Here is a 21,000-nt window from a genome sequence, read left to right on the forward strand (position 1 = left end):
GTTTCCATTAACCAAATAATCCAACCCCGCCTTAAAGAACTGACAAATGTTCAAGACGATCAACATTCGAAAGAATAATCCGCCACTGATGGGATGCAGGTGAAAATGAATCACTTCAAAAAGAATTACGAGAATTAGATATAAGAGATTCGCTCGTAAAATATCTTTTGCCCAGTGGTGGTTTAAAATGTAGTACCAAGTTCTAATTAGATAGTTTTTCATTTAATTCATCCTAGTTTAAATTAGCTAAAATTACGGTAATAATAAAGAAAATGATGGCGGTTAAGTAAGAGATTTTTAAATTTTCACGCATTGTATGGGACTCCGATTGACAAACGAAAATACTTTCATAAAATTGAATAACGTATATAAATTATCACATATTCAGAAATAATAAGAAAGTTGTTTATTCTATGACAAACTGGAAGAAAAATCTAATTTACTGCTGCTTCTGTGTGGTAGTGCTTTACTTTGGCGCGGTACGACCGTTGACTCATCAAGCTTCCCATGTTGCGAAAAGCCGGACCAGTCAAACTGCTAATGAAAAATCGCCACGCAGTCACCACTCAAAACATCATCAACAGGCAGCGGCCGAGCAGTCGATTCGCCGTCCTATTAATTGGAAAAAGTCATCGGAAACTAAACCATACCCCGATTTAACGAAGGTTAAAAATTTTAACGTCTTAGTGAAGATCAAAAAGAACCGAACCTATCTGCGGGATGGCAAAAAGGTTATTTACACCATGTATAGTTCGGCAGGAAATTACCATCGTGATGCGCAAACAGGTAGTCAGACTAGTGATACGCCGACGGGAACCTTTTATGTTCAGGCTGAACGGGGCGCCAACTTTTTCAATAGCAGTTTAAATGAAGGCGCTAATTATTATGTTTCGTGGCTGAACCATGGTGAGTACCTATTTCATAGTGTCCCCACCAGTGCAGATGGTTCATACAATCTTAAAGAAGCCAAAAAACTCGGTAAGTCAACTGGCTCCCATGGGTGTGTCCGCCTATCAGTGGCTGATGCTCAGTGGATGATGGAACATTTGCCGGTTGGTACCAAGGTAACAATTGAAGATTAAGAAAATGTGAGAGCTTCAGAGTTCGGCAACGCCGGACGATGGGGCTCTTTTATTATGTATAAAGTTGGAAAAGCGTTGATCGTACCGACCCTTTCATAATGTTAGTAATGCTTTACAATTTAATTAATAGAACTATAATTATCAATGAATAAGTAACTACGCAATGTTAGGGGAGGAGACCAGTAATGCTCTCAAAAAATAATTTACGGTTGCTGGATGAAAAAAATGCCCAGCAACATCAACGGTTCGGTTTACGGAAACTGACGATTGGGGTTGCATCTGTCCTTTTAGGAACCACTTTTATGATTGGAACGGCACATGCAGCGGTTAATCAGTCATCAACACAGACAGCTACACCTGTCGCACAGCAGGTTCAACCAACATCAACTACAGATGATCAAATGATCAATCATGACAACGGTTTATCTAAAAATGATCATCAACTGGGGACAACTACGCTCCAAACGACTGCCGCTCGACCAGCAACCGTGCAGGCAGTTACAGAAAACAAGACGCAAGATGTGACAACGCCAACATTTTCTGGAATGACTAATTGGGAACCAAATAATACTGCTAAAAAGTGGACGGGGAATGCAGCTGATGCCCAATATAAGGCCGGCGACCAATCAACAATTAACTATGTAATTCAAAGCTGGGGTGGGACAAATGTTGCCAACTCTGCTGACTATCAAGGAACTAGCAAATACTTAATCATGATTCCAGCAGGCTTTGATACGCAAACTCTCATACCAAACCGTAGTGATGCTGCTTTAGGTTACCAACTGCAAAACCTGGGTTTGGTTGGCCCAAATGGTGAGCGGACGTTTATGCTGACATTAGCACAGACGCCAAGCTATGGTGCACCCTTGAATATTTCTGCGATCATTAGTCCATTAGCGACGGCGGGCGGAGCATACACCTTATACAATCAGTGGTCGCCATTATTAATGCCCCTTAACGACCATATGAAGGCCACCGGTGAAAGTGGTGCTGGAGGCGGTACTGGCACAATTACACTGAGAAATGGGACTACTTATACGTATATTCGTGATTTAACAAGCTTTAATAATGCTCAATGGTGGGATAATAATTCCAAGCCAGCCTATATAATCGTACCCGGAGCACAACAACTAGCTAAAGGTAATTACAAGGTTACTGGTGTTAAGTCGAATCAAGTCGATGCGACTCAAACCGGCCAGGCGGGGTATGAAGAAATTGACCCAACTATTCAAATTACCGGGGCGGTTTAAAATGGCGATTACGTTGATTTTCACCTCGGTATTCCTTACCATGATGAGCAAACTGGCGCAACAAAATATGTTACTTATGACCATAATTTGGCTAAAGAATTTAAGGTTGCCAATGTTGGAACTGTTTATAACATGGGCGATTACTACCGGTTAGTCTTTGACAACCAACTTGGCTTGCTTAATAGCCCAACCTTTACCCTCCAATTGAAGTGGGGTGCTAATGGTCAGCAGGCTTCTTTAAATAATTGGCAATCAAATTATGTTTATCAAACAACTACTGATCCAGATAAGGATCACACCCAATTTAAGTACACACCAACTAATGACGTTACCATTAACGGCCAAACGATGGCCAGCGGCTTTACCGTCAATGGGCAGTACATTTATACTGCGCAACCAATTGGGGTTGGTAACACACAAATCGGTGCTGGGACCTCCTATTCCACTAACCGGACGTGGAATCAGAAGGGTGATGTGCGAATCAACACTCAGTGGAATAACGTTCAAAATGCCAGCCTCTCAACCAAGGATTTAGGTGACGAATTTGACATTCGGACAACCATTACTAAGGATCCAACTGGACAGATTAATTTTACCTTTACCAGCGCCAATGATTTAGAAAAGGCAATTGAAAAGTCAGTTGCAGCGAATGACCAGCAGTCGTTGGCAAATGAAGTCGTTAATGATGGGCAAACCTACGTCAAGATGAACAGTAAGGCTGGTGAAAAACCAAAAATTAAGGCGACAGTTACAATGACGGTCACCACTGACGCAAAAAATCCAAATCAGGAAACAGCGGTTTGGCATGTTAAATTAACCAACTTAGAACCAGAAAAGAATCAGAAGATTGTTTTGAAGGGTTCAGTACCAGTCGTCACAGTTTCTGCCAATAACTTTACCATGCCAGATGGGATTACTTCCTATGATCAAGATATGGCAGCAGCCAAAACGGTAGCAACAGGTACGTATAATGGTGCGAAAACGAATAATACAGCTTTGATGAAGACTCTGCAGACTCTTCCGGTCGCCTTAACTCAATTTGTTTCATATCAAAATGGTCAACCCAAGGATTACTCTGGACAATTTGGGGCACCATGGACTGCTGGAATTGCTTATGATGGCAACAACACCGTTGATGGTGGAGGCTCGGCAGCCGACCTCGTCACCAATACACTCAGTTTCAAAGATATTGATTCAGGTCAGGCCGTGGCCAATGATGTTTCATACCAAGGAGCGACTGGCTCGACGATTAAGTTCGAAGGTGGGCAAGCTGTTTACGATGGCCTGAAAGGGTATCATTTTGTAAAAGCAGTCAGTGTGCACAATGGTCAAGAAACGGTCTTAACAAACTTTGATCCTGATAAACTAGCGGCCTTTAGTTTTGGAACTGCTGGCAAGAGTCAACCACATGAATTCATTATTTACGTTCAAAAAGACCAACCGGTTCAACAAACGGCGAGTGTTACTGAGGTTATTTACTATAAGTTTGGTAGTAAGAGTGGTCAAGATGCCAGTCCGTCATTTAAGAAGACTGTTAACTATACTAAGACTGGTGATGGAGATTGGCAGGCTGATGGTAACTTTACTAAGGTTGTTTCGCCGATCATCACAGGTTACACCGCTAACTACGATCACATTGATGCACCAAAGCCAACTGATTTGAAAGACGGCGCACAAGAAACTGATACGTACTATGTTATTTACTCAGCTAATGAGCAGAAAGCTGAAATCAAGTATGTTGATGATACGACTGGGAAGACTTTAAACACAGATCGCGCCACTGGTTCATATAATTCACTAATCAACTTTAAGAACGATCCCGATCAACAAATTGCGGACTACCAAAAACAACACTATATTTTGGTCAGCAACGATTTCAATAATAGTCCAAAGTATCAAGCAGATAACCAGAAAAATAGTTTCACGGTTCATTTGAAACATGATCTTCAGAAGGTTACTAAGACGACCACCAAGACCCGGACGATCAATTACTTCTTGGCGAATGGCCAATCTGCAGCTCATTCAGTCGAACAAAAGGTAATATTTACGGGAACTGCTCAACACGACTTGGTTACTAACCACACCGGTGATTACGCATGGAAGGTGACTACCGGGGATGCCAACTTTAAAGCAGTAACATCGCCGAAGATTGCTGGCTACCATTTTTCAACTGTTGAGAGTTCTACTCCTGATCGAGTTGACGGTCAGAACGTTCGTGCAATGGTGATGACGCCAAGCTCAGATGATGTTGGAGTAACTGTCTATTATGCCAAAAATCAGCAGGCCAATTTAAACTTTGTCGATGATGAGACGGGGAATTTAATCCACCCATCCATCGCGGTTAATGGCGAGACTGGCAAACCCTCTTTGGCAACTTTACGGATGCTAATCAGAGTTTCACGATTCACTTTACCCATGCCCATGTATTGTTAAGTGCTCAACATCAGCGGACGGTGACAGAAACGGTTAACTACCAAGACCAAAAGGGAAATCAATTAGCAACGCCGCACAAAATGACATTGACCTTTAATGGTACTGGCTACCGTGACCTTGTCACAAATCAAAATGTCATTAGCGGCTGGAAACTTGCTAACGGTGAAGAGGATAGCGGTAGTTTTGCGAGTGTTGGTAATCCACAAATCAAGGGTTACCACGTCGTAGCGGCAACCGATGATCAAGGCAACGATGTTTTAGATACCACTACTAACCAGGTTAAGGCGCAAACCGGGATCACACATACTTCACCAGATATTCAGGTACTGGTGACCTATGCTGCCGATCCGCGACCGACTCAGCCAACTAAACCTTCAGACCCCGTTCATCCAACTGAACCAACCAAGCCAGTTCAACCGACGAAACCGGTAGAACCAACGCGGCCAGCTCAGCCAATCCAGCCCACTGAACCAACTCGACCAATTGCTACTGAACATCCTAAGGAAACGCAACCAGTGATTGTCCATGCTCAAGGAACACTAGCTGTCACATCCCATCAGAATGTGGTCCAGCACGATTCTGCTCAGCAGAAGAATTCGGCTGCAAAGACGAAAGCGACATTGAACCGCCTGCCGCAAACGGGGAATAGTAATCCAGTAGCGATTATTGGCTTAGGAATTGCCTCGTTGTTCGGAACATTAGGTTTCGCAAGTCGAAAACGTTCAACAAAATAATTTCCTCAATAGGAAAAGTCACGAACGTGAGATAAGAAAAATGTGAATCAATTTGGTTGATGTTATCAAGGTTAATTAATGATATTTGTAATTATTTGATGGCAAAATTAAAAATTGATTTATTATTCAAATTGCCATATGATAGACAAAACACGCTTTTTAACGTGTTTTCTTTTGAACAAATTAAGGTGTTAATATGGATGATAAAGTAACTCATCGAAAAATTGAACTTGAAATTTTACGGATGATCCGCTGGTTCTTCTTTTGCTGGATCTGGATGTTTGCTTCAATCATTAACAGTTTATCGGCTTTACGTGGCCCCAGTATAAATAAGTAGATTGTGCCATTAATCCTTATTTTTGGTCTCATTTTAATGATGCCTTACTTGGCCAAATGGTTGCCGGCTGAAATTCTGTTGATTGCTCAAGCGGTAGTAATTCTATGGCTAGGTTCAACCATGATTGACGAAAGTCAAATTATTTTTGAAATGGCATGTTTGCCGGTCCTCCTCTTTCAGGAATTAACGGTATTGCGTAACTTTAAGTATCCACCAGTAGTAACTATTTTGTATGCTATTCCATTCTTTACTGGTCATAAGGGTTTGGATATTTGGCTTTTACTGCTAGAAGCAGTTCTGACCATTGTAGTCCTGACTTATGCGGCCTATTACAGTGTCTATCGCCGTTTTTATCAAGCTGAAGAGTTAACACAAACCAACCATAAATTAAACCAGGCCAATGCCAAGATTGCGGAATTAACTTCGCAACGGGTGCGACAGGAAATTGCACGTGATTTACATGATACGTTAACCCAAGATATTGTGGGGATTAACATGCAATTAGCGGTAGTTAAGCATTTGGCTGATCAGCAGGATTATCCGAAAATGCGTCAAATGCTGGAACGGACAGAAGGAATGACATCATCAGCAATTAAAGAATCCCGTCAGTTAATCCAACAATACCGGAAGGCAGCGGAAGATCAACCACAGCGGTCGTTGAAACAGGCGATTGTGCGGTTAATTAACGATATGCGGGAGAATTACCAGTTGCAAACAAAACTGCAATTTACGCAGGATTTGTTAATCGAAAATGAAAAACTGCATGATATTAGTCAAGTCGTTAGGGAAGCCTTGATGAATGTGGTTAAACACGGTCGTACTACACAAGCGGCAGTTGAAATTCACCATGATCAGAAATGGTTGACAATTTTGATTATTGATCACGGTCGACGTTTTGTCCCACCGACAAAATTAACGAATCACTTTGGATTGAAAAATATGAATGAACGAGCCGCTAAACACGGTGGTCAAGTCACGGTTGAATCTCTTAACGATGGAGTTAAGGTCGTGGCCCGGTTTAAACTTGAGGAGGAAACTTTATGAAACACACAATCATGATCGTTGATGATCATCCCATTGTTCGGGAGGGACTCAAACAGGTTATCGAAAGTTATGATGATTTAGCAATTGTTGCGATGGCCTCGGATGGTGAGGAGGCCCTGAGAAAACTAGATGAATTAGATAGTTTCCCAGAATTGGTGATTGTTGATTTATTGATGCCCAAGATGGATGGAGGATCTTTAATCGACCAGTTAGTCGGTAAGACTGAAATCATGATTTTATCAACGGAGATTGACCCGCAAATTGCACGGCAAGTAGTTAAGAAGGGAATTCGTGGTTACCTATTAAAGAATGAAGATCCCTACAAGATTGCGGACAGCATTGAAGATATTCTCCGGGATCCAAACTACATCGCGATCAGTCGGGAAGTTTTGTCATCAGTACTGAAAGATGAAGAACACGGTGGTGACGTCGAACTTTCCGCCCAACAGATTAAATTGCTGAAGATGATTGCGGATGGTAAAACAAATGCTGAAATTGCGGAAAAACTTTTTTGTCACCACTCGGACTGTCAAAAATTACTTATCCTCCGTTTATGAATTGCTAAAGGTGCATAATCGAGCGCAAGCGATTGCGGTTGCAGTAAAAAAGGGTCTGATTTAAAGGCATTGCAGTTCTGACCATTAGTGGTATATTAATAGTTAATCGATAACGAAAAACGGGGGAATTATAATGAGTAAGTATGTTGTTGAGTTAAGTGCAGAAGACTTGCAAATGTTGAAGGATTGTCATTCCAAGAACCCTTCCATTATGAAGTCATTAAATAACGCAGAAAAGAAAGATTAATGCAAATGACAATTTCCCGGGAAATAACGGGGGATTGCCTTTTTTTATTTGAGGTGAGGAATAATGCGCCGAGTTTTAGCGGTCGCATTAGCTGTTGTTTTAAATTCAATTGGTCATTCGATGACAATCGTTACGAACATGGGAAGTATGCCATGGCCGGCTTCAATCGTTAATATCATGCATACACTGCAGTGGACCATGACAGAAACTATTTTTACCGAGGGACTTGTGGTAATTATTTTGAATGCGCTTATTACTGGCCGGATCATTTGGGCGAACCTCGGCAAGGAATTTGCTTTTCTGATTCCGTATAGTATTTTAATGCAGTGGTTTGCTGGATGGTGGCGACACTTTGGGATTGATCGTTTGCCCATGGTATGGCGCTTAGCTTTTGATCTGTTGGGCCTGGTGACAGCATTTACTGGTTTTGCTATTTATCAACGTGCTCGGTGCTGCCATCCGCACGATGACTTGTCCGTCACACTGAAAAAACATTTTAACGTTCACTTTACAATGGGTTTTAACATGGTCTTACCCATCATCATTATTGTGATCTGTGTGCTGCATAATCATGCCTTATATGCAGTGCATGTGGGAACGGTCATTGGCTTGCTTATTCAGCCCCGCATTGTTAATTTCTGTGATGAGCACATGCCAGCCTTTTGTCGATGTTAGGGAGTGAAATCATGATTTCAATGTATGTCGTGGATGCCTTTACTGATGAATTATTTAAGGGGAATCCTGCTGCGGTTTGTTTAGTCAAAGAGTGGCCGCAGGAACAACTAATGATGAATATTGCTAAGGGAAATCGTTTTTCTGAGACTGCTTTTGCAATTCGTCGGGATGCAAACCACTATGACTTGCGGTGGTTTACGCCCGGTGGGGAGATTGATTTATGTGGGCACGCCACTTTAGCGACGGCCTTTGTGATTTTTCAAGAAGCAGCCCCAGCGGATAATGATACCATTATTTTTCAAACGAAGAAAAGCGGTCAGCTCGTAGTGACTAAAAAGAGTGATCGCTATGAAATGGCATTTCCATCGTACGATCTTAAAGCGATCCCAGTGACTGCTGAAATGACGGCCGCTTTTGGGGTTCAACCACGTGCAGCATATCTTGGCCGTGATCTGTTATGTGTGTTTGAAAATCCGGAAACGGTTATTAAGGAAACGGTTATTAAAATGAACCCTGATCAAACGAAGTTAGCTCAACTACCAGGCCTTCTTCAAAATGTGACGGCCAAAGGGCAAAAGTATGACTGCGTCTCCCGATCTTTTGCACCTAAATTGGCGGTGCCAGAAGATCCAGTTTGCGGCAGTGGTCATTGTCATATTATTCCGTATTGGGCACGCAAGTTAGGTAAAAATGAATTAGTAGCTTACCAGGCTTCTGACCGAGGCGGCGTTTTGTATTGCACATACGCTAGAAATACCACCAAATTGGCGGGGAAATCAGTTCTGTATTCTGCGGGACAATTAAATTTGTCAGAAAAAAGTTAGGGGGCCCTTTGCTTTTATATAATAATTCAGGTAAAGTAGAATTAAATGATTCAAGCTATGGCAAAGCAAATTGCCGTAGCTTTTTATTTTGAGGAGGGGATTTTTTGGCAACAAATCAAAAAGTAAGCGGACGAACGTATGGTGCCATTTTTTCGGTCGCCTTATTAAGTTTTATTGGAATTTTAACGGAGACCGCCACCAATGTGACCTATCCAGAACTGTCGCGGGTGTTCAATATCTCGCTGGATACTACCCAGTGGATTACCGCTGGCTACCTATTAATGGTTACGATTGTAATGGGGACCACCTCTTTTCTACTCAAACGGGTTTTTGTTAAAAGACTGCACTTGATTGCCGTAGCCGCTTTTATTATCGGTGACATTATTTGTGCATTAGCAGGGAACTTTCCGGTTTTGCTGTTTGGTCGTTTTGTGCAGGCTGCCGCGACTGGTTTGTCGACCCCGATGATGTTTCAACTGATTTTTACTAACATTCCGCGGTCCAAATTAGGCTCAATGACGGGAATTGCTGCGATGGTAATTTCGTTTGCGCCGGCATTGGGGCCGACATATGGTGGATTAGTTGCCACGGCGCTATCATGGCGGATGATCTTTTGGTTAGTGCTGCCCCTTGCGATTATTTCTCTAGTATTAGGGCAGTGGTTGATTACTAATATTCCGTTGGCAGAGACGAAGCCATTTAGTACGGGCAGTTTTATACTTTTGGCACTAGCAATGATCATCTGGATTTATGCTCTTTCGATTATTGGAAAAACTGGCTTTGATTTCAAGTTTTGGGTAATTTTGTTAGCTGCATTACTGCTCTTTGCTGGATTTGTGAAGGCCAACGGGAGCGGAACCACGTCCCTAGTAGACTTGGGGATTTTTAGGGACCTACCCGTGGCCCTTGATGGCTTGAATTACTTTAATTTACAGTTTATCAATATTGGGATCTCCCTGGTGATTCCAGTTTATTCTCAATACACGTTACACGCGTCTGCGTTTGTCTCCGGGGTTGTTTTGCTGCCGGGAGCGATCTGTGGCGCGATTATCTCACCATTTGCTGGTCATCTGGCAGACCAGTATGGTTTTAAACTGCCAGTGCTATTAGGGAATGTTTTATTCGTGATTGGTGGACTGGGTTTTTGGCTACTTCAGCCTCACCTAACGCCCCTGTTAATGATGGTATTGTTCATTATTTTGCGAACCGGCTTTAATTTTGCCTTCTCAAACACGATTTCAAATGCGACGGTCAATGTGGCTGCGGAAAGTGCCGCGGACGTCAGCTCACTTTTTAACATGATTCAACAATTCGCTGGTGCAACGGGGGTTGTTTTTCTAGCATCGTTAATGGCGATTTTTCAGAATCATGGGACCGGATCGATGGCCCAACGGACCTATGTTGGTGGACAACTCGATTTTATTATGACCGTAGCTTTGACCATCCTCACATTAGTGATTTCATTATTCAATTATCACCATCAAGATCAGCGCTAATAAATACCAATCATGCATTTTGCATATAGAAATTAATCAGTAATAGGTATTTCACATTTGTTAATCAGCGAACTATAATGTAGTCAGTAATGTTGATAGCAGTTGATAAATGACTGTAGTTAAACAAAGAAAGGAAGCTCTAATCATGAAGAATGCGATTTTAGCTCAAGCTGGCGAAATGAAGATTGTTGATTCACCAAAGCCAACCATTCAAAAGGATGACGACGTGATTTTAAAGGTCGTCCGGGCCTGTGTTTGTGGATCTGACCTGTGGAATTTCCGTGGTATTAACAAAGTCGAACCAAATTCGGAAAACTCTGGGCACGAAGCCTTAGGAATTGTTGAAGAAGTTGGTGATGCCATTACCACCGTTAAGCCAGGCGACTTTGTAATTGCACCATTTACCCACGGTTGTGGACATTGTGCAGCTTGACTTGCTGGTTTTGACGGCGTTTGCCAAGACCATAGTAATAACTTCTCTACTGGGACACAAGCGGAATACATTCGTTTCCAACACGGTCAATGGGCATTGGTTAAGGTTCCTGGTCAACCAAGCGATTACAGTGAGGGCATGCTGAAATCTCTATTAACACTCGCCGATGTCATGGCGACTGGTTACCATGCTGCACGGGTTGCCAATGTTCAACCTGGTGACACGGTGGTTGTCATGGGTGACGGGGCTGTTGGCCTTTCCGCAATTATTGCGGCTAAGCTCCGTGGTGCTAGTCGAATTATTTCCACTAGTCGGCACGAAGATCGTCATCAGTTAGCGGTTGAATTTGGTGCTACTGATAATGTTGCTTCGCGTGGTGACGATGCCGTTAAGGAAATCATGGATCTTACTAATGGGAGCGGCGCAGATGCTGTTCTTGAATGTGTCGGGACAGAACAATCAACTGAAACGGCAATGAAGGTTGCTCGTCCAGGGGCTGCCGTTGGTCGAGTTGGATTACCGCACATGCCAGCAATGGATATGACGCAATCCTTCTATAACAACACCACGATTGCGGGTGGCCCTGCTTCAGTTACGACCTATGATAAGCAAATCTTATTAAAGGCAGTGCTGGATGGTAAGATTAATCCAGGTAAGGTCTTCACGAAGACCTTTACCCTTGACCAAATTAATGATGCTTACCAAGAAATGGCGGACCGGAAAGTCATCAAGTCATACGTTAAAGTTAGTGACTAATTAAATAAGCTCAATCGGCTTTCAGGGTCGCGGCAAACCGTGGCCTTGAAAGCCTTTTATGTATTGTGCTATGCCGACTTGCGATCTACACAAAATTTTAATTTGAGAATTGTTTTTTACCCCAATCCCGTGTATGCTGATTAGGCATTAGAAAAAGAGGAGTAAAAAGTGAGTCGAAAACAAAAATTCGTATTATCAATCATGGTGCTAGGAACGTTCTTTGGAATCATGTGTTCTACAATGATGAACATTGCCCTGCCGACTCTAATGCGGGACTTTGATTTATCGTCTGCGCGGGTTCAGTGGGTCAGCAATGGGTATATGTTGGTTAACGCCCTGATGATCCCGGTAAGTGCGTACCTGATTAAAAAGTATTGCTACCGCAACCTGTTCTTAATTTTCACCGCAATTTTTGGGATTGGAACGGTCATTGGTGCGGTGGCGCCGACATTTAATATCATTGTTGTAGGGCGGATGATTCAGGCCATTGGTTCTGGAATTATGATGCCACTGGTGAATGTGATGGCGATGAAGTATGCCACGGATGGTCATCAAGGAGCGGTAATGGGGATTGTTGGTTTAGCATTTAATTTTTCACCAATTATTGGTCCTTCGGTGGCTGGGTTAATTTTGGACTTCTTTAGCTGGCGCTATTTATTTATTTTAGTGCTACCATTTATCTTGATCACGTTAGTATTATCGTGGATTGAGATGCCAAGCTTGGCCACAAAAGAAAACCCGCAATTTAACATTACGGGTTTGATCACTTGTAGTATTAGTTTATGGTTCTTGTTAAATAGTTTCTCTAATTTTGGTAGTCAGTCATTCCTGAGCTTCGGCGTTGCCGGTGCACTCTTCATTGGCTTGTTGGCCTTAGTGATTTTTGTGGGCACCCAGTGGCATAGTCAACACCCGTTCGTTAACTTACGGATTTTCCGTCACACCCAGTTTACGTTGGCGGTGATGGTCAACTTTCTATTGGTTTCAACGATGTACGGTAATACGATTTTGTTACCGTTATTAGTGCAGAATGTAATGCACCAGAGTGCTTTTGTTTCGGGGTTAGTAATTTTGCCAGGCGCCTTGTCAACTGGATTACTATCACCAGTTAGCGGGAAGTGGTTTGACCGTTACCCTATTCGCTGGATGGTGACCTATGGATTGGTAGTGGATCTTTTTGGGACCGCCATGCAAGCGTTTATTGGTGTCCATAGTGGAGCAACTTTTGCGGCATTCTGGCAATTTGTCCGGCAATTTGGGATCGTAATGTTATTAATCCCACTCCAAACGGAAGCATTAGCGATTTTACCGAATGACCAATTACCGGATGGGGTAGCAATGTTTAATACGACTCGGCAAATCGCCGCAAGTTTCGGCATGACGTTTGTGGTCGCAATGGTTAACTTGACGGATCACCATTATCATATTGGAACGTCCGCAGTTGGGATTCAGGTTGGGTTCATTACCTGTTTCGCAATTTTATGTTTTGCGCTGGTCATTGCCCAATTTTTCCACACTAATCGTCAGGAGTTTCAACATGCAGAAATGGGAAGGGAGTAATGAGATAATTAAAAAAGGATCGTTAATTGGAATTGTTGCAACTGTGGTCGTACTGCTCGGTGGCGGTGGAGCGTTCGCTAAGCAACAAGCCGCTAAGCAGTGGGTTAATTCGACAACACCAACTATTTTTATTCATGGTTACGGTAGTAGTTATCATGCCGAAGAGTCGATGGTCAAGGCTGCTCAAAAGGCGGGGGTAACAAAAAGTGTCGCTTTGGCACGAGTTGATAAAAACGGGCAAGTCAAAATTTCCGGCGATAAGATCGCGGGACAACGTAACCCAATCGTAGAAGTTAATTTAGCCAATAACAAACAATCTGATATGGCTGAAGGCGCGAAGTACATTCGCAATGTTATTCAAGCATTACAAAAACGGGATCATATTACGAAATATAATTTTGTGGCGCACTCCATGGGTAACATGGACGCCTTCAGCTATTTAAATGACTATGGTACGCAGTCTGGAATGCCAGAACTGAAGAAACAGGTGGTCATTGCCGGTGGTGGTTTATCTGGTTGGACACGTGATAGTGCCAACGTTGAAAAGATGCGCTCGCATATGGATAACTTAAAGAATGTTTACCCGCATGCGGATGTCCTCGTCATTGGAGGTAACACTGGTAATGGGTCAGATGGACGGGTACCAAATGCGGCAACGCGTTCAGTCCGGGAGATGCTCGGTGACCGGCCAGCTTCATTCCGGATCAAGATGTTCCAAGATAAGCAATACACGCACAGTGGCTTGCATGAAAATAAACAAGTCTTTAAGCTGATCAATAATTTTCTCTGGAAAAAGAACTAAATAATCAGGGGTCCGAAACCGATTAGGCTTCAGACCCCTTTAGTTATTAATTATGTTTCAAATCTTCAAGGAAATCTAAATGTTTTTGTACGAACTTTGGATCGACATCAATGAAGAAGTAAGCGGCCGCAGATGCAAGGGCAACGAAAGCACCAAGTAATAGTGTTTTAGCAGTAAAGTTTGTAACCATATAGCAGGAAACTAACAGAGCAAATGCAGGGATTAAATATTTCCCGGGTAATGAAAAACCATGGTTAGGAAATTCATTCGAATGTTTAAACTTAATTACCGCGAGGATTGATGGAACATACTGGATAAAGGAAGCTAAGACAGTACAGTTAACCAGGAAGAGGTAACTTTGGGTACAGAAGAGGAGACAAATAATAGCGGTTACCCTGATTCCAGTGACTGGAGCATCGTGCTGGTTCTTTTTTCCAAAAACCTTTGGAATCATACCGTGTTCATTGGCGAGCGAAGCTACTAATGACGGTGTATTAAATGATGCACTAAAGGCCACGCCAAAGATACTAATAAGCATTCCACAGATAATGAGGTAAAAGCCCCATTTACCAACGCCCATCCCAAAGGTATTTGCTAACGGGGTGGAAAAACCACCAAGTTTTTGACCGGCAATGCCGACGGCGACAAGCATCATTAAGGCATCAAGAATGGTAACACTAACCATGACTGCAATGAGGACCCGTGGAATATTCTTTTCTGGATTATTCATTTGCTTGGCCGCAATCGGTAAAAATGAAAAGCCCGTAAATAGGTAGAAAATTGGGGTAAAGGCGGCACCAAAGTGTTTCATAAACGGTAAGGGCCCCTTGAGTGCCGCAGTTGGAATAACCGGATTGAAGTGCGTAACGTGGATACAAAACGCACCAATTAAAATAAAGACTAGGAGGGTTAAAATTTTGGCCGCTGCGGAAATATTGTTAACGGCTTTTACTAAACTGCGACCAAAATAATTAATGATCGAAATAGTAAGATGAGGACGATTACCTATCCAGCGTAGACCCATCGGTTATCAAAAACTGGTAAGAAACTTTTGAGAGTTGTTAGCAGCGCCACAATTTCCGCAGATAGGGTACAACAACCGAGAAACCAAGTAAAAATTCCCAATTCGTATCCGGTAAAACGACCAAATGCATTGTAGCCGTAAAACCATGCAGCGCCAGATCCTTTAAAGCGGCTGGCTAAATCAGCGTAGCAAAGCGCAATTAACGAAACGGTAACTGCTGTACACAAGAGGACCCCGACTGAAGCAAGGTTCATATCACGATAAATAACCGCGGGTAACAGGAATGTTCCTGAACCGATAACACCATTAATACCAAGAAAGTAGATCGACATAAAGGACAGCTTTTTTGGTGTTGATTGAGATTTCATCATCAAAACACCTCTTATTTAAAATTAGACACCCCCATTATAGTCATCAAATATTGATTCGTTAATTAAAAACCAGGATCGCCGAGAGCGCGATCCTGGTTTTTAATTATTTTGGTAATTGGTTTAATCGAGTCCGGCTAAAGGCGCGTAGAACAATTAGAACGATTAGACTTTCTATTGGCCAAGTGATGACTTCCTTTGGTAATCGAATTGCGAGTAACGCAGTTAAGGTCCGGCTTGTTGAACCAGCATTCAGGCTCATGATGTAGAGCCAGAGTGTTGTAAAAACTACGTTCGTAATCAAAATCTGGAAGAATTCATAAACAAATACGCGTTGCCAGGTTAGCTTTTGCTGATAAAGAAACATTCCGGCAATCACGCCTGAAATAAAGGCCGAAAAAGTAAAACCGGGAAAGAAGAGACTACCGGTATTAAGAACGGTATTACTGATCAAATCATTAATGATCATTACCATTCCGCCCATCCAAGGGCCCAAACAATAGCCAACTAATGCGGTTGCAATAAAGCCCAGCCCGATTTTTAAAACTGCTGGGTCACCAACTGATAGTTTGCCGAGAATTACTTCCAAAGCCGTTAACATTGCGGCAAGTGTTAAATGACGAGTGGTCCACCGGGGACCAGAAAATGATAGAATTGACATGGTCATACATCCTCCCTGAAGATTAATTTGTTAGGGAACACATTGACTGGTCGAGTGGTGAATGCGGAACCACAAGGCGACCAAAGCCTTCTTCCACCGTTCACATTCCGTTCCGGTGGACAGTAACCCAGTCGTTCCTACCCCAACACCCGTTAATATATCCTATAAGGAAACATTATGCAATAGTAATTTTATATAATTAACGATTTCACAATCTTTATTGGTTAATCACAGGAAAATAATTCGGAAAAAGGAGCAAATAATGCAAATTATTATTTCACCTGCGCGGCGTATGCAGACGGATACGGATTCATTTCCGGTTGCTGGCCAGCCGCAGTTTTTGAATAAGACCAGGCAAATTCTCGAATACCTTCAGCAATTATCATATCCCGAAATTCGTAAATTATGGTGGAACTGTAGTGAGCGGATTGCCCGTCCTAATTATGAATGGGTTCACCAAATGAACCTCCAGGAGAATTTAACTCCAGCTATCATTGCATTTACCGGGTTGCAGTACCAATCCATGGCACCCGACGTTTTCACGGATACTGAATTAGAATATGTTCAGGAGCATCTGAAGATTATGTCAGGATTTTATGGCATGCTGCGCCCGTTTGATGGCATTGTGCATTACCGACTGGGGATGGGCGATCGTGCTCAGGTTGCCAGTACTAAAAATTTGTACCAGTTCTGGGGCGCCCAACTTGCGGATGACCTTTACCGTCAGGATCAGTTAGTTATTAATCTAGCATCGCAGGAGTACAGTAAAGCGATCCAACCATTTGCCATTGGGAAGCGACAGTTGGTTACTTGTCGATTTGTGGAAATAATTAATGGGCGACCAAAGCAAAAAGCAACTTTAGCTAAAATGGCGCGGGGCAATATGGTCCGCTTTTTAGCTCGGCAAAATGCGACAACTCTTGATCAGGTGCGTCAGTTTAACCTCGGATATCAGTATGATCCGGCACTGTCGACCACTGATTTAATCACTTTCGTAAAAGAATAAAGTGGCAGGTTGAAAATTTTCTAAAATCATTAATAATAAATAAAGATAATTGGGAGGAGTTTTATGAATGAAAAAACTAGGTTTAGGCGTTGTGGCAATTTGTTTAGGTGTTTTATTATCAGGATGTGGACAACAAAGTTCGCCAACTAACCACCGCAATCCGGCAACTGAAAGCAGTTCGATACCTCAGACCAGTCAAAGTTCAGGCACCGCTGGTCAAGAAAATGCTAGTGAACAAACGGGGGAGCATCAAAATAGTTCATTATGGAATGGTACTAAAGATCGCCAATTAGAAGAGTTTATTAATTTGTGGGCACCCACGATGCACCAGTCGTACCAAAAGTATGATGGCAGTAACCAGTTGCACGTGTCCGTTGGTGGTAATTACCCGAGCGACTTAAAGCGTGAAATTACCCCAGATGGTGGATCAATCGGCTGGGCGCCGTCTGGGAAGGGGCCTTACGACTACAACGTGGTTGCAATTTATAACTATGATGGGACGGAACCACCACTTCCCAATCGGATTACCTATTTCTTTGCCTTTCATCATGGTAAACCAGTGGCATTAGTGGATCAGAGTCGGGATGGTGATCCACGCTGTCATCCAACTGCCAATACTGATGTGGCTAGCAATTTTACCCGAATTGCGGATGGTAAGTAACTATTTACAAAATCATGATTTGTAGTAAAATAACGTCAATCTTAGGTATGTGCAGGCGAAACCTATGCCAACTTTGCCGTTGATGGAAAGGAATACTATGAGAATCAACGTTTTGCAGCACACCCCAAATGAAGGACCAGGTTCCATTCAAGAATGGTCACATGCACGTGGCCATGAAATGTATGTATATCATCCAGCTCAGTTTCATAAGTTACCGACGGCCGATCAGACTGACATGCTAGTCATTTTAGGTGGACCAATGAGTCCGAATGATGATGACGAATGGATCCACCAAGAACGTACTTTGGTCCGTCAATTACATGCTCAGCAGACGCCAATATTCGGAGCATGTTTTGGTGCACAGCAAATTTCCAAGGCGTTTGGTGGCCAGGTTGGCGCGGCGCCACATAAAGAAGGCGGTTGGGCACCAGTATACCGACAGTCGACCGTGATTGAGGGAATACCGGAACAACTAGCGGCGCTCCACTGGCATCAGGAAATGTTTTCTATTCCCGATGGTGCAGAGTTACTCTTTTCTAGTGACTTAGTTACTAATCAGGGTTTTGTCCTTGATAATATGGTGGGCCTTCAATTTCATTTTGAGCCACTGGCGGATAATGTTCGTGAGATTGTTGTTAACGATGGTGAATATGCACTTGATCATAATGACCTGCATCAAACACCGGCCGAGATTATCGACCATGGGGTACCAGCTGAGAATCAACAGGTAATGTTTACCATTCTCGATTATCTTTCGCATCAATAAAAAAATGGACCATGATTAATTGTAAATTTGGCCGCTGCCATAGCCCGTGTTTTTTGCAAAGTAGCACCGAAATAGTTTGCCTGGGGGGGCAGTTCATTGATGATCTTGTTAGTGGTAAACTAAGGATAGTTGTCAGCTAGTATCATCGAGGAGATTAGAAGAATGAAACGACAAGCTTACATGAGAAAATTACTGGCGGGAACCGCTAGTTTCTTGATTGGTTCCAGTTGTGCCGTGGTGCTTAGTCTGCACAATGCGTAGGCTGCTACCACCACTGCACCAGATTCAGACACATCTCAACAGAATGCGCAGACAGGGGTTGAGCATGACCATTCAGTAACAATTGATGACCATTCTGGGGTAAGGTTAGCGGCACCGCAAGATAATAACCTGACTGCAACCAACCAAAATAGCTCCTGGGTACTGGCACATCCTGGCATGCATGAACACGCTAGTGTTGATAATAACGGCGGTTACGACTCGGCTGTGTGGGGCAAAGTTGATGTTAATGATTGGACAACCTCTGCTTACCATGATGATAATAACCCGAACGTTATTTTAAAAATTACCGGCTATAAAGGGACTGTTCAATTGGATGACCAGGGACGGGCTAAGGACTTGAACGTGATTATTCCTAATAGCCAAGGCTTTATTAATGCGGGAATTATTAAGCCTGGTCAAGAGGTCGGGATAGATAGTTTTAGTTCACTAACGGTTGATAATGATGGTACGCCCGTTGGACTGCTGAACGTCTTAGATAATACCTATATGACCGATCCTCAAGCCGGCCACTTGAATACTTTTGCTGTCAGCAAAACAGGCAATGCAAAGATCGTCTACCTCGGGCATGCCATCGGTTATAATCAAACATCTAATTCGGAAATTGCTGGCATGATGCCGGATTTTGCAGAGCGAAGGTTTAATCACGCCCTGATTGATGTTGCCAATGTTGACACGCGAAACGTGACGGATCTGTACTGCGCGTTTGAGGGATTCCAGTCTGAAAAGACGGCGCTAGATTTATCCGGGTGGGGCGTTTCTCACGTGACTAATTTCTCTGATGCCTTCAGCGGCGGTTCCGGCGGACTTCTCATCGCTGGACTAAACTTGTCAAACTGGAATCTAATACAGGGTGTTAAGGGTATCAGTTATCATAGCAATAACCTTTTTAATCGGAGTTCTGCTTTTTTAGATATTGGCGAGTTACGGCTGGCCAACATGAAGTTCCCACAGACAACAATTACTATCGATGATGATAATGGCAAGCAGATCCAGATCCACGGTGGAATCGTACCTGCCATTTGGCAATTTGTTAACAATGGTGATGGTAATACGCTGGGGCAAACTAAGTTGATTGATTTGTCGGGTGACGACTTGACCGGCTTAACGTATGATCTGCTGGCGGCCATCAACCGGCAAAATGAAATTACCCCTATTTTTGTTCAGGGAGCCAAGTTGATTTTGAATAATGTGTCTAATGTGCCGCCATTGTCGCCAGACGCCAAAATTAAGGCAGTTCAGGTTCCGAATGGTGATAGTATCTTTGACTATATGACTGCACAGTGGCCGCATACGGGAATTACATTTGAGACAAATAATGATCATCTGTTACAAAGCTTGGGTTCTGCCAACTATCGGGAGATGAAAGCGTTGAGGGGAACGTCTCAGCGGACGATTAACTTTAACTTCCCGGCTAGCTTCATCAAGGCACATCCGGAAATAGCTAAGCAAGTCGTGCAAAAAATAGATACCTACCAACGGCATGCCATCATTGATAACGACTCGAAGAAAATTGTTGGGTACACCGACTGGCAGAATATCGGAAAGGAGCAGCAATTTGCCGTGGTTACGGTTCCGCAGATTTCTGGCTACCAAGCATCTATGGCTACAGTAGCGGCTCAACCGGCTCAAGTTGGCGACCAGATCGTGGTGAACGTTGATTATCAACCAACTGAGCAGGCAGATGACGAGCGGCAAGCAATAGTCCAAAATAGTTCAGCGCAGCCGCTGCACCGTGTTAATGAAAGCAAGCAGGATGCGCTGCCTTCTACAACTGTGCCACAGGGTCGACGCTCCATGCTGCCGCAAACCGGATCTAACGACGGAACATCGGTAGCTGTTCTTGGTGTGGCGGCCATGCTGACACTGCTAGGCCTGAGTGGCAAAAAACAGAAAAAACAATAAGGATAAGTAGGCGTGAAAAACGTTTAGTATCTTTGAAGAGTGGTCGTTAACGGCTGAGCTTGCCAGCTGTTAACGATCACTTTTTTTCGTTAATGGACAA

General features: G+C 43.1%; 17 protein-coding genes, 3 pseudogenes and 1 riboswitch. Of the genes and pseudogenes, 17 read left to right on the forward strand and 3 right to left on the reverse strand.

Going from position 1 to position 21,000, the window contains the following annotated elements; genetic code table 11:
* The coding region (locus HMPREF0501_RS09055; protein WP_050755771.1) for a hypothetical protein at window positions 1-222 on the reverse strand (222 nt) is incomplete at its 3' end.
* A 191-nt stretch (window positions 223-413) separates the two neighbouring features.
* Here HMPREF0501_RS09055 and HMPREF0501_RS06905 point away from each other — a divergent pair.
* The 13 genes and pseudogenes from HMPREF0501_RS06905 to HMPREF0501_RS06960 all read left to right on the forward strand — a co-directional run bounded on the left by HMPREF0501_RS06905 (window position 414) and on the right by HMPREF0501_RS06960 (window position 14,230).
* Window positions 414-1,082, forward strand: coding sequence for a L,D-transpeptidase (locus HMPREF0501_RS06905; protein ID WP_006917216.1), 669 nt, complete (start codon window positions 414-416; stop codon window positions 1,080-1,082).
* Window positions 1,083-1,267: 185 nt separating this feature from the next.
* Window positions 1,268-2,332, forward strand: coding sequence for a YSIRK-type signal peptide-containing protein (locus HMPREF0501_RS06910; RefSeq protein WP_006917218.1), 1,065 nt, complete (start codon window positions 1,268-1,270; stop codon window positions 2,330-2,332).
* 87 nt (window positions 2,333-2,419) lie between these two features.
* On the forward strand, window positions 2,420-4,765 hold the full coding sequence (locus HMPREF0501_RS06915) for a mucin-binding protein (protein ID WP_040456107.1): 2,346 nt from the start codon (window positions 2,420-2,422) through the stop codon (window positions 4,763-4,765).
* Window positions 4,766-4,785: 20 nt separating this feature from the next.
* Window positions 4,786-5,499: a mucin-binding protein gene (locus HMPREF0501_RS09305; protein ID WP_155801173.1), complete on the forward strand. Its 714-nt coding sequence runs from the start codon at window positions 4,786-4,788 to the stop codon at window positions 5,497-5,499.
* A 385-nt stretch (window positions 5,500-5,884) separates the two neighbouring features.
* The gene (locus HMPREF0501_RS06925; RefSeq protein WP_191975870.1) at window positions 5,885-6,880 is read left to right on the forward strand and encodes a sensor histidine kinase; all 996 of its coding nucleotides are present in this window, start codon (window positions 5,885-5,887) and stop codon (window positions 6,878-6,880) included.
* Window positions 6,877-7,437 carry a response regulator transcription factor gene (locus HMPREF0501_RS06930; RefSeq protein WP_006917221.1) on the forward strand — a complete coding sequence of 187 codons (561 nt, stop codon included), beginning with the start codon at window positions 6,877-6,879 and terminating at the stop codon, window positions 7,435-7,437. Before HMPREF0501_RS06925 ends, HMPREF0501_RS06930 begins: the two co-directional genes overlap by 4 nt.
* Window positions 7,430-7,501, forward strand: a pseudogene (locus HMPREF0501_RS09390) (hypothetical protein); the annotation flags it as partial. The gene HMPREF0501_RS06930 and the pseudogene HMPREF0501_RS09390, both read left to right, overlap by 8 nt.
* A gap of 246 nt (window positions 7,502-7,747) precedes the next feature.
* Window positions 7,748-8,359, forward strand: coding sequence for a hypothetical protein (locus HMPREF0501_RS06935; RefSeq protein WP_006917222.1), 612 nt, complete (start codon window positions 7,748-7,750; stop codon window positions 8,357-8,359).
* Between the two features lie 20 nt (window positions 8,360-8,379).
* Window positions 8,380-9,183 carry a PhzF family phenazine biosynthesis protein gene (locus tag HMPREF0501_RS06940; protein WP_006917223.1) on the forward strand — a complete coding sequence of 268 codons (804 nt, stop codon included), beginning with the start codon at window positions 8,380-8,382 and terminating at the stop codon, window positions 9,181-9,183.
* 104 nt (window positions 9,184-9,287) lie between these two features.
* The gene (locus HMPREF0501_RS06945) at window positions 9,288-10,679 is read left to right on the forward strand and encodes an MFS transporter (protein WP_006917227.1); all 1,392 of its coding nucleotides are present in this window, start codon (window positions 9,288-9,290) and stop codon (window positions 10,677-10,679) included.
* A 145-nt stretch (window positions 10,680-10,824) separates the two neighbouring features.
* Window positions 10,825-11,868 (forward strand): annotated as a pseudogene (locus HMPREF0501_RS06950) (zinc-binding dehydrogenase).
* Between the two features lie 168 nt (window positions 11,869-12,036).
* Window positions 12,037-13,428 carry a DHA2 family efflux MFS transporter permease subunit gene (locus HMPREF0501_RS06955; protein ID WP_006917229.1) on the forward strand — a complete coding sequence of 464 codons (1,392 nt, stop codon included), beginning with the start codon at window positions 12,037-12,039 and terminating at the stop codon, window positions 13,426-13,428.
* Window positions 13,406-14,230: an alpha/beta hydrolase gene (locus tag HMPREF0501_RS06960; protein ID WP_050755772.1), complete on the forward strand. Its 825-nt coding sequence runs from the start codon at window positions 13,406-13,408 to the stop codon at window positions 14,228-14,230. The genes HMPREF0501_RS06955 and HMPREF0501_RS06960 overlap by 23 nt, the downstream gene beginning before the upstream one ends.
* A gap of 46 nt (window positions 14,231-14,276) precedes the next feature.
* On the opposite strand, the pseudogene HMPREF0501_RS06965 reads toward HMPREF0501_RS06960, so the two are convergent.
* Window positions 14,277-15,622 (reverse strand): annotated as a pseudogene (locus HMPREF0501_RS06965) (APC family permease).
* A 106-nt stretch (window positions 15,623-15,728) separates the two neighbouring features.
* The gene (locus HMPREF0501_RS06970) at window positions 15,729-16,283 is read right to left on the reverse strand and encodes a folate family ECF transporter S component (protein ID WP_040456115.1); all 555 of its coding nucleotides are present in this window, start codon (window positions 16,281-16,283) and stop codon (window positions 15,729-15,731) included.
* 53 nt (window positions 16,284-16,336) lie between these two features.
* A riboswitch (THF riboswitch) is annotated at window positions 16,337-16,430 on the reverse strand.
* A 115-nt stretch (window positions 16,431-16,545) separates the two neighbouring features.
* Between HMPREF0501_RS06970 and yaaA the strand changes: the two genes are divergently transcribed.
* From yaaA to HMPREF0501_RS06990, 4 genes are all read left to right on the forward strand, one after another.
* Window positions 16,546-17,289: a peroxide stress protein YaaA gene (gene yaaA, locus HMPREF0501_RS06975; RefSeq protein WP_006917235.1), complete on the forward strand. Its 744-nt coding sequence runs from the start codon at window positions 16,546-16,548 to the stop codon at window positions 17,287-17,289.
* 67 nt (window positions 17,290-17,356) lie between these two features.
* The gene (locus tag HMPREF0501_RS06980) at window positions 17,357-17,950 is read left to right on the forward strand and encodes a DUF4767 domain-containing protein (RefSeq protein ID WP_006917236.1); all 594 of its coding nucleotides are present in this window, start codon (window positions 17,357-17,359) and stop codon (window positions 17,948-17,950) included.
* A 97-nt stretch (window positions 17,951-18,047) separates the two neighbouring features.
* Window positions 18,048-18,716 carry a type 1 glutamine amidotransferase gene (locus HMPREF0501_RS06985; RefSeq protein WP_006917237.1) on the forward strand — a complete coding sequence of 223 codons (669 nt, stop codon included), beginning with the start codon at window positions 18,048-18,050 and terminating at the stop codon, window positions 18,714-18,716.
* A gap of 438 nt (window positions 18,717-19,154) precedes the next feature.
* Window positions 19,155-20,900, forward strand: a complete 1,746-nt coding sequence (locus tag HMPREF0501_RS06990; RefSeq protein ID WP_006917239.1) for a mucin-binding protein — start codon at window positions 19,155-19,157, stop codon at window positions 20,898-20,900.
* The last annotated feature ends 100 nt before the right edge of the window (window positions 20,901-21,000 follow it).

The sequence above is a fragment of the Limosilactobacillus coleohominis 101-4-CHN genome, assembly GCF_000161935.1.
GTDB classification, from domain to species: domain Bacteria; phylum Bacillota; class Bacilli; order Lactobacillales; family Lactobacillaceae; genus Limosilactobacillus; species Limosilactobacillus coleohominis_A.